Below are 14293 nucleotides of genomic sequence, written 5' to 3' on the forward strand. Positions count from 1 at the left end.
AACTCCGGTTAGCGGGTTTCGTTAAACAGTTCACGACCGATAAGCATGCGACGAATTTCACTGGTACCCGCGCCGATTTCGTAGAGCTTGGCGTCACGCAACAGACGGCCCGCGGGGAATTCATTGATGTAACCGTTGCCACCAAGAATCTGAATCGCGTCGAGGGCCATTTGCGTGGCGCGTTCGGCGCTGTACAGGATGACGCCGGCGGCGTCCTTGCGCGTGGTCTCGCCGCGCTCGCAGGCCTGGGCCACTGCATACAGATAGGCTCGGCTGGCGTTGAGTTGGGTGTACATGTCGGCGACCTTGCCCTGGATCAGCTGGAACTCGCCGATGCTCTGGCCAAATTGCTTGCGGTCATGGATGTAGGGAACGATCAGGTCCATGCAGGCCTGCATGATGCCGGTCGGGCCGCCGGACAGCACAACGCGCTCGTAGTCGAGACCGCTCATCAATACTTTCACGCCGCCATTGAGTACGCCCAGGATGTTTTCTTCCGGCACCTCGACGTCATCAAAAAACAGCTCGCAGGTGTTCGAGCCACGCATGCCGAGCTTGTCAAACTTGTTGCTGCGGCTGAAGCCTTTCGAGTCGCGTTCGACGATGAAAGCAGTAATGCCGTGAGGGCCTTTTTCCAGGTCGGTCTTGGCGTAGATCACGTAGGTGTTGGCGTCGGGGCCGTTGGTAATCCAGGTCTTGCTGCCATTGAGCACGTAGCGATCACCACGCTTGTCGGCGCGCAGTTTCATCGATACCACGTCCGACCCGGCGTTCGGTTCGCTCATGGCGAGGGCGCCGATGTGCTCGCCGCTGATCAGCTTGGGCAGGTACCTGGTCTTCTGCTCATGATTGCCGTTGCGGTTGATCTGGTTGACGCAGAGGTTGGAGTGCGCGCCGTAGGAAAGCGCAACTGAAGCCGAGCCGCGGCTGATTTCTTCCATGGCCACCACGTGCGCCAGGTAACCCAGGCCAGCGCCACCGTATTCTTCGCTGACAGTGATGCCTAAAAGGCCCATGTCGCCGAACTTGCGCCACAGGTCTGCTGGAAACAGGTTGTCGATGTCGATCTGGGCGGCGCGCGGGGCGATCTCGCTGGCAACAAAGGACTGAACCGAATCACGCAGCATGTCGATGGTTTCACCGAGGGCAAAGTTCAGGGATGGGTAGCTCATGGGGCACCTTTTGGCTTTTTTGTTGGGTGGGGAGGGCGGTGCTGCAGCTCTCACCTTTACGTTAACGTAAGCCTGTGACGAAGCGCTGTCAATCACCCTTTACGTTAACGTCAACTTGGGCGACAGTAGGGCGGATGAGGATAGAAAGCGGACCCTTCTCGGGAGATGACGACTGTGGGAGCCGGGCTTGCCCGCGATGGCGTCTGCACATTCGATACTGATGTGGCAGGGGGAAGACTGTTACTCCCACAGGGTAAATTCATTGTTGGTGGTGGTGATGTCGAAAACCCGAATCCCAGACAGCACAAAGGGGAGCCGAAGCTCCCCTTTAATTTGTCGTTGCGCGTGCTCTTTTTTTATTATTGAGGGGCGGTCTGTTGTTGTTTTTGGTAACCGTGACCCTTTACCGCTGTTTTTGTCGATCCCCATCCGGGATCAAGAGCAAACGTATTTTTTTGAGCGCTGATCTGCTTTTTCGCCAAGCGATCCAACCAGTTCGGGAGCTACCTGAAGGTAGTTTTATTGTTCTCTGCCCGGTTGCGGGTTACTCCGAAAAGCACCCTGAAAAGCACACCTTCTCCAAAAAAATCTGTTAGCTGCGTCTCTGCCGTGTTGTTCTTGTTATGTCAGAGTCGTTACGTCTTATTTTTATTGGTTTGCTGCTTTTTATTCTTGTTATGCCATAGAGATAGCAGGAGCCGTGCCAACTTTTAAAAAAGCTTTAAAAACAGATACTTATGATTTAGCTGCTTTTTGGCAAAGGCGCTGACTCTCATAATCTGTTTCCGTGTTACTCGATTTTGCCCACATTTCACGGCTGGCGGTAACACCCCGACACAACCGCTCGCTCACTGTGCACTGCGTGCCTTGGCAACCCGCGATCCGGTAGGGCGGCCCAACACGGTACAGATCTGCTGGCCTGCCAGAATCAAGGCGTCCAGGTCAATACCGGTGTTTATGCCCAGGCCGTTAAGCAGGTAGACCACATCCTCGGTAGCCACGTTACCGCTCGCGCCTTTGGCATAGGGGCAGCCGCCGAGGCCGGCGATGGAGCTGTCGAAGGTCGAGATGCCTTCCAGCAGGCTGGCGTAGATATTGGCCATGGCCTGCCCATAGGTGTCATGGAAATGCCCGGCGAGTTTGTCTCGAGGGACATCGGTCGAAACCACTTCGAACATCCTGCGAGTGGCGCCTGCGGTGCCGGTACCAATGGTGTCGCCCAGGGAGACCTCGTAACAGCCCATCGCGTACAGCTCGCGAGCAACCCATGCGACTTGCTCGGGTGCTACATCTCCTTCGTAGGGGCAGCCCAGCACACAGGACACGTAACCGCGCACCGTTATCCCGTGTTGTCGGGCTGCGTCCATGATGGGAACGAAGCGCTCCAGGCTTTCGCTGATCGAGCAATTGATGTTGCGCCGGGAGAAGGCTTCGGAGGCGGCGGCGAACACCGCAACTTCCTTGACCCCGGCAGCAATGGCGTCTTCGAACCCACGCAGGTTGGGGGCGAGTGCGCCGTAGGTGACGCCTGGTTTGCGCTGGATCTGCGCAAAGACTTCTGCCGAACCTGCCATCTGCGGCACCCATTTGGGCGAAACGAAACTGCCGACTTCGATGTAATCAAGGCCAGCGGCGCTCAGCGCGTCGACCAGTTGCACCTTGTCGGCGACGCTGATGGGCTGGGCTTCATTTTGCAAACCGTCGCGGGGACCCACTTCGATCAGGCGCACGTGAGTTGGAAGGGACATGGGAATAGACCTGTGCTGATAGCCCTGCAGGAGCGAGCTTGCTCGAGATGGTCGTTAGCGATAACGCGGGCTTCCTGATTAAACGCGTTGACCTTGACTCCATCGCAAGCAAGCTTGCTCCTGCAGGGGAGATGTGTGGGATTATTGAAGTGCTTGCTGGCTCTTGATCGTCTGTTCCAGGGCCTGGGTGCAGCGCTCCTGCGCCGTGTCCAGTTCCAGCTTCATCTGCTCGATGTCGAGCATCTGCTGTTCCAGTTGATCACGACGCTCGGCGATCTTGTTCAACATGGTCTGCAACTGTTTCTGGTTGCCCCCGGCAGGGTCGTAGAGTTCGATCAGCTCGCGGCATTCGGCCAGTGAAAAACCGATGCGCTTGCCGCGCAAGATCAGCTTCAGGCTGACCTTGTCCCGGGGCGAATAGATGCGTTCCTGGCCGCGTCGCTCGGGGCTGAGCAGGCCTTGTTCTTCATAGAAGCGGATCGCCCGGGTGGTAATGTCCAGCTCGCGGGCGAGGTCGGAGATGCTGTAGGTCAGGCTGCTCATGGGCGCGCTCGAAAAAGGGTCATGGCGCTAAGCTAAAGGCAGGTTGACGTTTACGTCAAGGGCAAAAGCCCTACACCTTATCCAGTTTCTTCTCATGCGCCGTCACCTGCTGGCACAACTCGATCATCTGCTCGCGCATCCAGCGGTTGGCCGGGTCCTGGTCAGTGCTTTCGTGCCAGTAAAGGTGGGTCTCCACCGGGGGCACATCGTTGACCGGCAAACTGAAGGCATGCAGATCGTTGCGACGGGCAAAGCGCTCGGGCACGGTCATTACCATGTCCGTCTGCTGCAGCACTTGCGACGCCATCAGGTAATGCTGCGAGCGCAGGGCGATCTTGCGCTGGATGCCCATCTTGCCCAGCGCCAGGTCGACATGGCCCAGGCCACTGCGCCGGCTGGAAATATGAATGTGGGTCAGGGACAAGTAGTCATCGAGGCTGAATTTTTCCTTGTTCGCCAGCGGATGCCCCCTGCGCATGGCGCACACGTAGCGGTCCTCCATCAACTTGACATGGCGTACCTGAGGATCGGTATTGAGCGGGGCATCGACGGCGAAGTCGAGACGCCCGGCCGCCAGTTCCTTGGTGGTCTCGCGACGCTTGGACAGAAAGCTCTCGATGATCACGGTCGGCGCCAGGCGACGCAGGCGCTGGAACAGCGGGGGCAGGATCACCGCCTCGGTGAGGTCGGTCATGCTGATGCGATACGTCTTGACTGCCTGCAGCGGGTTGAATATGCGGCTTTCCTGAACGGATACACGCAGCAGCGAGAGCGCATTGCGCACCGGCCCGATGATGTTCTGCGCCATGGGCGTCGGGACCATGCCCTGGGCGGTGCGCACGAACAACGGGTCGTTGAATGTCTCGCGCAGGCGGGCGAGGGCGTTCGACACCGCCGGCTGGGTGATGCCAACGATCTGTCCTGCGCGAGTCAGGTTGGCTTCGGTGTAGATCGCGTCAAAGACGATGAAAAGGTTGAGGTCGACCTTGCTCAGATTCATGGCGCTGCACTCTTATTGTGTGGGCTCGGTGGCCTTGGCGATCAGTGGATCATATATCGGTGATGAATGTTAATACACGCCGAGAATAGGCTAGGTAAATTTTCGTCACTGTTCTAGCATCAAATCCATGACCTGAACAACTCATTAAAACCCCCGTTAAAAGGTAGAGCTGCCCATGGATTTCGCTTATTCGCCCAAGGTGCAAGAACTGCGTGAGCGCGTGACCGCGTTCATGGACACCTACGTTTATCCCGCTGAAGCCGTGTTCGAGCGTCAGGTCGCCGAAGGCGATCGCTGGCAGCCGACCGCGATCATGGAAGAACTCAAACTCAAGGCCAAGGCCGAGGGCTTGTGGAATCTGTTTCTGCCCGAGTCCGAGCTGGGTGCCGGCCTGACCAACCTGGAATACGCGCCGCTGGCGGAAATCATGGGTCGCTCCTTGCTCGGCCCTGAGCCCTTCAACTGCTCGGCTCCCGACACCGGCAACATGGAAGTGCTGGTGCGTTACGCCAACGATGAGCAGAAGCAGCGCTGGCTCGAGCCCCTGTTGCGTGGCGAAATTCGGTCAGCCTTCGCCATGACCGAGCCCGACGTGGCGTCCTCCGACGCTACCAATATGGCCGCCCGCGCCGTGCGTGACGGCGATGAGTGGGTCATCAATGGCAAAAAGTGGTGGACCTCCGGCGCCTGTGATCCGCGCTGCAAAATCCTGATCTTCATGGGCCTGAGCAATCCTGACGCACCGCGGCATGCCCAGCACTCGATGATCCTGGTGCCGGTGGATACCCCAGGCGTGAAGATCCTGCGTCCGCTGCCGGTTTTCGGTTACGACGATGCACCGCATGGTCACGCCGAAGTGCTGTTTGAAAATGTCCGGGTGCCGTTTGAAAACGTCCTGTTGGGCGAGGGCCGCGGGTTTGAAATCGCCCAGGGTCGCCTTGGCCCGGGGCGGATTCACCACTGCATGCGTTCTATCGGCATGGCCGAACGAGCGCTGGAATTGATGTGCAAACGTTCAGTGAGCCGTACCGCGTTCGGCAAGCCACTGGCGCGCCTGGGCGGTAACATCGACAAGATCGCCGACTCGCGTATGGAAATCGACATGGCGCGCCTGCTGACCTTGAAGGCCGCTTACATGATGGACACCGTCGGTAACAAGGTGGCCAGGAGCGAGATCGCGCAGATCAAGGTGGTTGCTCCCAACGTGGCCTTGCGCGTGATCGACCGCGCGATTCAGATTCACGGCGGCGCCGGGGTTTCCAACGATTTCCCGCTGGCCTACATGTACGCGATGCAACGCACCTTGCGCCTGGCCGATGGCCCGGACGAAGTGCACCGCGCCGCCATTGGCAAGTTCGAGATCGGCAAGTATGTGCCAAAGGAAATGCTGCGCAGCGGTCACTGAACAAACGTGTAGCACCGACCCACGAGATTCACTGTAGGAGCGAGCTTGCTCGCGATGATCGTCAACGATGACGCGTTAATGCTGGATTAACGCGGCGCCTCTGAGTTCATCGCGAGCAAGCTCGCTCCTACAGAGGGCGAGTTCAGTGAGTATCCACCTCGGGCAGCCCGTAGAACGTCCGGGCGCAGGCGGTGGTGTGTGCTGCCAGGTCTTCCTCGCTTTCCCCCCGATGCAATGCCACCTCACGCAACACCTCCGTCAGATACGCCGGTTCGTTACGGCCATTCTTCGGTTTGGGTCGCAAGCTACGGGGCAACAGGTACGGCGCATCGCTCTCCAGCATCAATCGACCGCGTTTGATCTCCTTTACCAGAGGGTGCAGGTGCGTGCCACGGCGTTCGTCGCAGATCCATCCGGTAATGCCGATGTGCAAGTCCAGGTCGAGGTAGCTGAACAAGGCCTTTTTTTCCCCGGTAAAACAATGCACCACGGCAGCCGGCAACTGATCCCGATAGTCGCGCAAGATGTCCAGCAGGCGCTGGCTGGCATCGCGCTCGTGCAGGAACACCGGCAATTGCAGTTCGACCGCCATGGCCAGGTGCTCCTCCAGCACCTTCTCCTGTTGCGGGCGCGGCGAGAAGTCGCGATTGAAGTCCAGCCCGCATTCGCCTACGGCGACCACGTTGGGTTCCTTGAGCAAACTGCGCAGGCGCCGGGCGCTATCGGCGTTCCAGTCGCTGGCGGAATGCGGGTGGATGCCGGCAGTGGCAAACAGTCGCTGATTGCTGTCGTCCAGCTGCTGGCACAGCTCCAAGGCCTGTTCGCTGCCTTCGACACTGGTGCCGGTAAGGACCAGTTGGCACACGCCGGCGGCGTACGCACGGTCGAGTACCGCCTGGTGCTTGTCGGCAAAACTGGGGTTGGTCAGGTTGACGCCGATATCGATGAGTTGCATGGTGCTACCTCGGACCAAAGGCCGGAAAGCATATCAGAGCTGCAGATTTATAAGAAAAGCCAAGAACTACAATCAGTTGTAGCTGTCTCTTGATGCCGCGAGGTAGGTCGTGCTGGTCAGTTGACCCGCATGAAGCCAGTTTCTCGCCCCTTGTCAGCGCTGTTTCTGAAGTTCGATTTCACTCACTCCTTGAAATCGGCCCAGTATTCTTTCCGGAGAGTGGATGACCCGTCCCTCGGTGTTGCTGTTGCTGTGTTTATCGTTGCTACTGCCGATGCCGGCGGTTGCGCGTCTGGCCGGCCCGCTGCAAGCCGTACCCGCCGCGAAGGTCCGTGACCTGGCGGAAATCCGCAGCAGCCGGGTGCTGCGCGTGCTGGTTAACCAAAGCCGCAACAGCTCCGGGGAAGTCGAAGGCCAGGCGATCGGCGTCGAATACCACCGCCTGCGCGCCTTTGAGCAATACCTCAACGGTCACGCCCGTGACGGTCAGGAAATCACCCTCAAGATAATCCCTAAAGGCAAAGACCAACTCATCGGCGCATTGCAGCGCGGGGAGGGTGACCTGGTGGCGCCAGGGGAATTGCTCGACCTGCAGCCCGGCCACGCCATCAGCACCAGTCAACCCATTGCCAGCAATATTCCGTTGGTGTTGGTCGGGATCAAGGGCGAGCGGAGTTACACCCGCCTGGAGCAGTTGTCCGGCAAGACCCTGGCCCTGCCGACGGGCAGCGCTGCCGGGGATGCGGTCAGCCAGATCAATCAGAAACTGGCGCTGCATAAATTGCCGCCGGTGAACGTCGAGTGGGTCGACCCTAGCCTCGCGGTCGAGGATGTACTGGAAATGGTCCAGGGCGGCATCTTCCACCTGACGATAGTCGAACAACCGATTGCCGAGCGCTGGGGCAAGATTCTGCCCAAGTTGCGCCTCGACCGGAAGGTGCTGATCAGCGAGCCGGGAGAAGAGTTCTGGTTCGTGCGGCGCGATGCTTCAATGCTGCGGGCCAGCATCGACCGCTTTCTACTCACCTACAAGAAACCTTCGGACCAGGATGTGGCCTTCCTGCGCATCTACCGTCGGCTGTATCAAGTGCACTATCCCTTGGCCAAGGCCAATCGTCAGCGTCTGGAAAAGCTGCGCCCGGTGCTGCAGAAGCACGCGGCGGCCCAAGGCATGGACTGGCTGAATCTGGCGGCGCTGGCATTCAAGGAATCCGGGCTGCAACCCAGTGCCCGCAGCGGCGGTGCCCCGACCGGGCTGATGCAGATCACCCCGGCGGCGGCGCAACGGGTAGGCGTCAATAACATTCAGGAACTTGATGCCAATGTTCAGGCCGGGGCCAAGTACCTGGCGATGATTCGCCGCAAATTCTTTGCCAGCCCCAAGCTCAATGAGCGTGAGCGCATGGCGTTTGTGCTGGCCGCTTACAACATTGGGCCGGAGCGGGTCCAGGGCATGCGCGCCGAGGCACGACGTCGAGGCTTGAACCCTAATCAATGGTTTTTCCAGGTGGAGCGCATTGCCATGGAGCAGGTTGGAATGGGGCCGGTCAGCTATGTTAATAGCGTGAACAAGTATTACCTGGCGTTCGATCGGGAGCGAGAATCGCTGGAGCCTCAGGGGCAAAAGGTTGTCACACGGAAATGATCTACTAAACTGATTGTTATGCTGAGATATTTACGCTTTTAACATAAAAATAACCGATTAATATAGCGGCCAACCACACTCAAACCAAGAATGGATGACACAGCATGAGCACACTGATCAACAAGGTCCTGTTTACCCGCGCCGGCTACGGCTTGACTGTCCTGCGGATCTTCGTCGGCATCATCTTTGCCGCCCACGGCGCGCAGAAGCTCTTTGGTGCGTTTGGCGGTTACGGTTTGGCCGGCACTGCGCAGTACATGGAAAGCCTGGGCCTGACGCCTGGCTATGTGATGGCGACGCTGGCTGGAGGCACCGAGTTCTTTGGCGGCCTGGCATTGATCATCGGCCTGTTGGTGCGCCCGGCGGCATTGGGCCTCACGTTTGTGTCGCTGGTTGCCATCTTCAGCGTGCACATCAGCAACGGCCTGTTCATGGCCAACAACGGTTACGAATTTGCCCTGGCCCTGCTCGGTGGCTCCATTGCGGTGTTGATCGAAGGCGCCGGCAAGCTGTCGGCAGACCGCGCCATCGCCGGCTAACCGCTCTGGATCAACCAAAAGGCCCGCATCACGCGGGCCTTTTTTGTTGCTCGCAATTCTTGACACTGCCGTGTCGGCTTCTCTAGGATGCTGCTCATGCGCCGATTTAAACAGCTACTTGCGGGGCGCCAGGTGACTCGATCAGTTACCGACAGAAGCTTGGAAACAGGCTTCGAAATTCCGCTAAAGCGCTGGTTCGGTGTTGCCTCTCACCTGCCATGCAGACCTTTGAGGCAGAGACACGACACGATGAATGCATTAAGCCCCGTTGTACGCCCCGCGCCGATCACGGCACACCTCACCCAGCGCAATCCCAAAATCCTGCTTGGCGGCAAACATCAGCCAACGCTCCTGCGTTATCTCGATGGCTGGCCTCGCCGCACGGGTGGTCCTGCGGCATTCCTTATCCAGTTCGTCGAAGACGGTGAGACCCTGGCGCGTTTCGCCAGCGACAGCTTCGACCTGGCGGTGATTCAGTCACCGACTGTTGAAGGGGCCAGCGAAATGATCAGCCAATTGATCCGCGTGGCCCGCCAGGGCCTGATTACACGACGCTGAATGTTACCGTTTTGTCGATTGACGGCGCGTGCCAGCGGCTGGCGCTGGCGTCGGTATTCGCGCGAATCAATCAGACGAGCGTCTTAAGGGCCAACTCAAAAGCTTCACAGCCTTTGCTGGCAAAGCTCTGGTAGTTACCGAACAGACGGATCAGGTAGATCGAGCCGACGTTCAGATAGCCCAGGCGGTAAATGGACTTCAACGAATCGAAGTTGCTCGACTCCACATAAGAGACCAGGCCTTTGTAACCCTTCTCCAGGTAATGCTTGAGAGCAAGGTTCATGCCTATGGCGTGCAGGCGCTGACCGCGATACTCGTGATGGGTGAAGCCTTTGTACATGTAGACGTAAGAGGGGCTGAAGTGCAGGAACAGCTCTGGCGGATCGATGTGCGTCGGTTTGCGTGAATACCAGCCATAAGAGGCTAATACCGCGCCATCGAAGATGCCGAAGCATTGATCGCCCTTGGCCAGGGATTCTTCGATAAAGCTCTCGGGCATCTCATTGACTGGATCGCGCGCGTAGTGGCGCATCATCTGTTCACTCAGGAACATCGGCTTGAAGTGCGATGGGTAGTCGAGGAACGCCGGGTCGACTTTCGGCAGCGTGACCCCGCGCAGTATCTTGAACAGCATGAAGGCGTTGACCGTCTTCAAAAAAAGCTGATGACTCGCGCTGGATAACCCAATCTTTCGAATCTTCGTTTGGCTTTTCTCAAGCAGCTGCTGCACGATCATGCCGTCCTCCCAATGGATCTTGTGGATGAAAGGGAATTTGCGTGAATTCAAGGTGCCAATTTATTGGCCTATGTAACAAGATGTTAGCAAGGTATTTTGCTTTTGCCCGGGAAAGCGTCATAAAACTAGCGATACCCGACAGACGTTCCGTAGAGTCAGTTGAGTACTTGCAGCTAACTACCTGAGTTGTCAGACGTTCATTTCCCGCAAGCCTGGGTAGAAAAGGAAAATTTTTTTTCAGTGCCATCCATTCGTGACTCGCCCCAAGGAGGCCCTCGACTTGAGTACCAACATCATCACAAAAGAAGGGCATGACGCCCTGAAACAGGAGCTCGATTACCTTTGGCGGGAGAAGCGTCCGGACACGACTCGCAAGGTCACCTGGGCCGCCTCCCTGGGCGACCGCAGTGAGAATGCCGATTACCAGTACAACAAGAAGCTGCTGCGCGAAATTGATCGCAGGGTGCGCTACCTGCGCAAGCGGCTGGAGGATGTGCGGGTGGTCGAGTACTCGCCGGAGCAGGAGGGAAGGGTGTTTTTCGGCGCCTGGGTCGAGATTGAAAACGAGGCCGGGGACATCAAGAAATTTCGCGTGGTGGGGTATGACGAAATCTACGGGCGCAACGATTACATCTCGATCGATTCACCGATGGCGCGCGCGTTGCTGAAAAAGGAAGTGGGTGACGAGGCGGTGGTGCAGACCCCGGGGGGCGAAACGTTGTGGTGGATCAACGCCATCTCCTACGGGCAAACGCCAAACGATCGCCCAGGGTAGGGCGACCGCTCAGGCGTCGATCAACCCTCGCGCAGCACGGTCAGCGGGCTGGCATTCAGGGCCCGACGGGTACCGAATACGCCCGCGCCGCCAATAAGCACGGCACCGATCAATGGCAATACCAGCAGCCATGGATGCGGCTGCCACGGCAGGTCAAATGCATAGCGGTATAGCACCAGGCTGACCAGTTCCGAGCCCAGTGCCGCGAGCAGGCCACTCACTGCCCCCAGCAGACCGAACTCGATCCGCCGGGCCTTGACCAACAGCTTCCGTTCCGCGCCCAGCGCACGTAGCAGGGCGCCCTGGCGAATGCGTTCATCCAGTGTTGCCTGCAATCCGGAAAACAGCACCGCCATGCCAGCCGCCAGGACGAACAGCAGGACGTACTCCACCGCCAGGGTGACCTGGGCGAGGATGCTGCGCAGCTGTTCCAGCAGGGCTTCGACTTGCAGGATGGTCACTGCCGGAAAGCTTCGGGACAGGTCGACGATCTGCTGGTCATGCCCAGCGGCCAGGTAGAAGCTGGTCAGGTAGGTGGCCGGCAGGTCCTTAAGGGTGCCGGGCTGGAAGATCATGAAGAAGTTGGGCTGGAAGTTGTCCCAGTTGATGTCACGCAAGCTGGTGACTTTCGCTTCGCGATTGACGCCGCCAACGGTGAAAACCATGTGATCGCCCAGCTTGAGCTTCAGGCTTTCGGCAACCTTGCCCTCCACCGATACCCCGGGAATCTCGTCGGGCGTCTGTTCGGTCCACCAGTTGCCGGCGGTGAGCTTGTTACCCGCTGGCAGGTCGGCCGCCCAGGTCAGGCTCAGGTCGCGCTGGATGGCCCGATCTCCGGCTGAGTCCTTGCTGACGATTTGCTGCACCGGTTCGCCATTGATACTGATCAGCCTTCCGGGCACCACCGGATACAAGGGTGCTGCCTGTGCCGAGAGTTCGATCAGGCGGTCGGTGAATGCCTGCTTGTCTGCCGGCAAAATATTCAGTGCAAAATAGTTTGGAGCATTTTTCGGCAGCTGGTTCTGCCAGGTATCGAGTAATTCGCCGCGCAGCAGGGCGATCAACGCCATGGACAGCAGGATCAGACCGAACGCCAGGGACTGCCCCGCAGCTGCCAGGGGGTGGCGCAGCAACTGGCCCAGCCCCAGGCGCCAGGGCAGGGAAGCGCGTGCCAGCATGCGCCGCAGGCTTTTGAGCAGCAGCAACAGCAAGCCGCCCAGGACCAGCGCGGCAATGACGCCGCCGCCGAGCAGGGCGAAGGTCAGCACCAGGTCCAGGCTCAGGCGCCACATGATCAGCCCCAGTGCCCCCAAGGCCGCGCCATAGACCATCCAGGTGCTGGACGGTATGGGCAGCATGTCTCGACGCAACACGCGCAGCGGCGGCACCCGACCCAACGCCGCCAGGGGCGGCAGGGCAAAGCCGGCCAACGCCACCAGCCCGGTGCCGATCCCGGCCATGGCCGGGAACAGGCCGCCAGGCGGGACATCGGTAGGCAGCAGGTCATGCAGTAACGCAAACAACCCGAGCTGCGCCAGCCAACCGATCACCGCGCCGCTGATACTCGCCAGCAAGCCCAGCACAGCCAGCTGCACGCTGAACAACAGCAGGGTTTCCCGGCGTGACAGGCCCAGGCAGCGCAGCAGTGCGCTGGCATCGAAGCGGCGAGTGGCGAAGCGCGTGGCCGACAGGGCCACCGCTACTCCGGACAACAGCACCGCGACCAGGCTGGCCATGTTCAGGTAGCGCTCGGCCTTGCCCAGCGCACCACCGATTTGCCGATTGCCATCGCGGGCATCCTGCAGCCGCTGATTCGGCGCCAGGCCGGGCTTGATCGCTTGTCGATAGCTTTCCAGTGCCTCGGCCTTGCCGCGCCACAGTTCCCGGTAGCTGACCCTGCTGCCGGGCTGGACCACGCCAGTGGCCGCCAGGTCGCTGAGGTTGATCATGACCCGTGGCGTCAGGCTGTAGAAATTCCCCGCCCGATCGGGTTCATAGGTCAGTACCCTGGCGAGTTTGAGCGTTTTCATGCCGACGTCGATGCTGTCGCCCATCTTCAGGTCCAGGGCTGTCAGCAGTCGCGCTTCAACCCAGGCTTCGCCGGGTTTCGGACCACCCCCGGGCTCTTCCGGGGCGAAGGGCGCAGGCGCGCTTTTCAGTTCGCCGCGTAATGGGTAGGCGTTATCTGCCGCCTTGATGCTCGACAGCTGGATCCCGTTGTCGGTGGCGATCACGCTGGAGAACTCGACCACCTGGGCGTGTTCGAGTCCCAGCTCGACGCCGCTGGTGATCTGTTCCGGTCGCGCTGGCGAGCTGCCTTCGAGCAGCAGGTCGGCGCCGAGGAACTCGGTGGCCCGCAGCAACATGGCGCCGTTCAGGCGGGCGCCGAAATAACCAATGGCCGTACTCGCCGCCACGGCGACCAGCAAGGCGAAGAACAACACCCGCAGCTCACCGGCGCGGGCGTCGCGCAGCAGTTGGCGCAGGGCAAGGCTGAACAGGCGCAATAGCGGCAGGCGTGCCATCAAGGCTCCAGAGGGGCGACCAGCAGGCCGGCTTCAAGGCGGATCAGGCGCCGGCACCGGTGTGCCAGGCGTTCGTCGTGAGTCACCAGCACCAGCGTGGTGCCGCGCTCTTTGTTGAGTTCGAACAGCAGGTCGCTGATGCGCTCGCCCGTGTGGCTGTCGAGGTTGCCCGTGGGCTCGTCGGCAAACAGTACGTCGGGCTCGGCTGCGAACGCGCGGGCAATTGCCACGCGTTGCTGTTCGCCACCAGAGAGCTGGCGCGGTGAATGGGTCAGGCGCTGGCCCAGGCCTACCCGCTGCAACAACTGCGTGGCCCGTTCGCGGGCGTCCTTGCGACCGTCCAGCTCCAGCGGCAGCATGACGTTTTCCAGGGCGTTGAGACTGTCGAGCAGCTGGAACGACTGGAACACGAAACCGACGTGCTCGGCCCGGATGCGCGCCCGCTGGTCTTCGTCAAGATTACTCAGGGCCTGGCCGGCCAGTGTGACTTCACCGCTGCTGGGCAGGTCGAGGCCGGCGAGCAAACCGAGGAGGGTGGATTTGCCTGATCCGGAGGCGCCGACGATAGCCAGGCTATCGCCCTTGTTCAGTTCCAGGCTGAGTTCGTGCAGGATAGTCAGTTCACCTTCCGCGCTGGGTACCACTTTGCTGAGGTTCTTCGCGGTGAGAATGCTTGCGCCCATGGAGAATCC

The 14293-nt window shown here is 59.7% G+C and carries 13 protein-coding genes; 5 read left to right on the forward strand and 8 right to left on the reverse strand.

The features are described from left to right. Window positions 1–8: 8 nt before the first annotated feature. The 4 genes from UB23_RS15530 to UB23_RS15545 all read right to left on the reverse strand — a co-directional run bounded on the left by UB23_RS15530 (window position 9) and on the right by UB23_RS15545 (window position 4463). The gene (locus tag UB23_RS15530; RefSeq protein ID WP_045060188.1) at window positions 9–1172 is read right to left on the reverse strand and encodes an isovaleryl-CoA dehydrogenase; all 1164 of its coding nucleotides are present in this window, start codon (window positions 1170–1172) and stop codon (window positions 9–11) included. 848 nt (window positions 1173–2020) lie between these two features. Beyond that, the gene (locus tag UB23_RS15535; protein ID WP_045060189.1) at window positions 2021–2920 is read right to left on the reverse strand and encodes a hydroxymethylglutaryl-CoA lyase; all 900 of its coding nucleotides are present in this window, start codon (window positions 2918–2920) and stop codon (window positions 2021–2023) included. Window positions 2921–3061: 141 nt separating this feature from the next. Continuing rightward, the gene (locus tag UB23_RS15540) at window positions 3062–3463 is read right to left on the reverse strand and encodes a MerR family transcriptional regulator (protein ID WP_045060190.1); all 402 of its coding nucleotides are present in this window, start codon (window positions 3461–3463) and stop codon (window positions 3062–3064) included. Window positions 3464–3533: 70 nt separating this feature from the next. Continuing rightward, window positions 3534–4463: a LysR family transcriptional regulator gene (locus UB23_RS15545; RefSeq protein WP_045060191.1), complete on the reverse strand. Its 930-nt coding sequence runs from the start codon at window positions 4461–4463 to the stop codon at window positions 3534–3536. Window positions 4464–4638: 175 nt separating this feature from the next. Between UB23_RS15545 and UB23_RS15550 the strand changes: the two genes are divergently transcribed. Then, on the forward strand, window positions 4639–5868 hold the full coding sequence (locus UB23_RS15550) for an acyl-CoA dehydrogenase (protein WP_045060192.1): 1230 nt from the start codon (window positions 4639–4641) through the stop codon (window positions 5866–5868). 142 nt (window positions 5869–6010) lie between these two features. Here UB23_RS15550 and UB23_RS15555 read toward each other — a convergent pair whose 3' ends face one another. Continuing rightward, window positions 6011–6823: a TatD family hydrolase gene (locus UB23_RS15555; RefSeq protein ID WP_045060193.1), complete on the reverse strand. Its 813-nt coding sequence runs from the start codon at window positions 6821–6823 to the stop codon at window positions 6011–6013. A gap of 223 nt (window positions 6824–7046) precedes the next feature. On the opposite strand from UB23_RS15555, the gene UB23_RS15560 reads away from it, so the two are divergent. The 3 genes from UB23_RS15560 (at window position 7047) to UB23_RS15570 (ending at window position 9565) form a co-directional block, all read left to right on the forward strand. After that, on the forward strand, window positions 7047–8468 hold the full coding sequence (locus UB23_RS15560) for a transglycosylase SLT domain-containing protein (RefSeq protein WP_045060194.1): 1422 nt from the start codon (window positions 7047–7049) through the stop codon (window positions 8466–8468). Window positions 8469–8572: 104 nt separating this feature from the next. Next, the gene (locus UB23_RS15565) at window positions 8573–9007 is read left to right on the forward strand and encodes a DoxX family protein (protein WP_045060195.1); all 435 of its coding nucleotides are present in this window, start codon (window positions 8573–8575) and stop codon (window positions 9005–9007) included. 249 nt (window positions 9008–9256) lie between these two features. Next, window positions 9257–9565, forward strand: a complete 309-nt coding sequence (locus UB23_RS15570) for a hypothetical protein (protein WP_045060196.1) — start codon at window positions 9257–9259, stop codon at window positions 9563–9565. 70 nt (window positions 9566–9635) lie between these two features. On the opposite strand, the gene UB23_RS15575 is transcribed toward UB23_RS15570, so the two are convergent. Next, the gene (locus UB23_RS15575; protein ID WP_152644278.1) at window positions 9636–10199 is read right to left on the reverse strand and encodes a GNAT family N-acetyltransferase; all 564 of its coding nucleotides are present in this window, start codon (window positions 10197–10199) and stop codon (window positions 9636–9638) included. Window positions 10200–10581: 382 nt separating this feature from the next. On the opposite strand from UB23_RS15575, the gene greB reads away from it, so the two are divergent. Further along, entirely contained in the window at window positions 10582–11076 is a 495-nt protein-coding gene (gene greB / locus UB23_RS15580) for a transcription elongation factor GreB (RefSeq protein WP_045060197.1), read from the forward strand. 20 nt (window positions 11077–11096) lie between these two features. On the opposite strand, the gene UB23_RS15585 is transcribed toward greB, so the two are convergent. Further along, on the reverse strand, window positions 11097–13601 hold the full coding sequence (locus tag UB23_RS15585; protein WP_045060198.1) for an ABC transporter permease: 2505 nt from the start codon (window positions 13599–13601) through the stop codon (window positions 11097–11099). Then, on the reverse strand, window positions 13601–14284 hold the full coding sequence (locus UB23_RS15590; RefSeq protein WP_028619977.1) for an ABC transporter ATP-binding protein: 684 nt from the start codon (window positions 14282–14284) through the stop codon (window positions 13601–13603). Before UB23_RS15590 ends, UB23_RS15585 begins: the two co-directional genes overlap by 1 nt. Between the last annotated feature and the right edge of the window lie 9 nt (window positions 14285–14293).

The sequence above is a fragment of the Pseudomonas sp. ES3-33 genome, from assembly GCF_000952175.1.
Classification (GTDB): domain Bacteria; phylum Pseudomonadota; class Gammaproteobacteria; order Pseudomonadales; family Pseudomonadaceae; genus Aquipseudomonas; species Aquipseudomonas gregormendelii.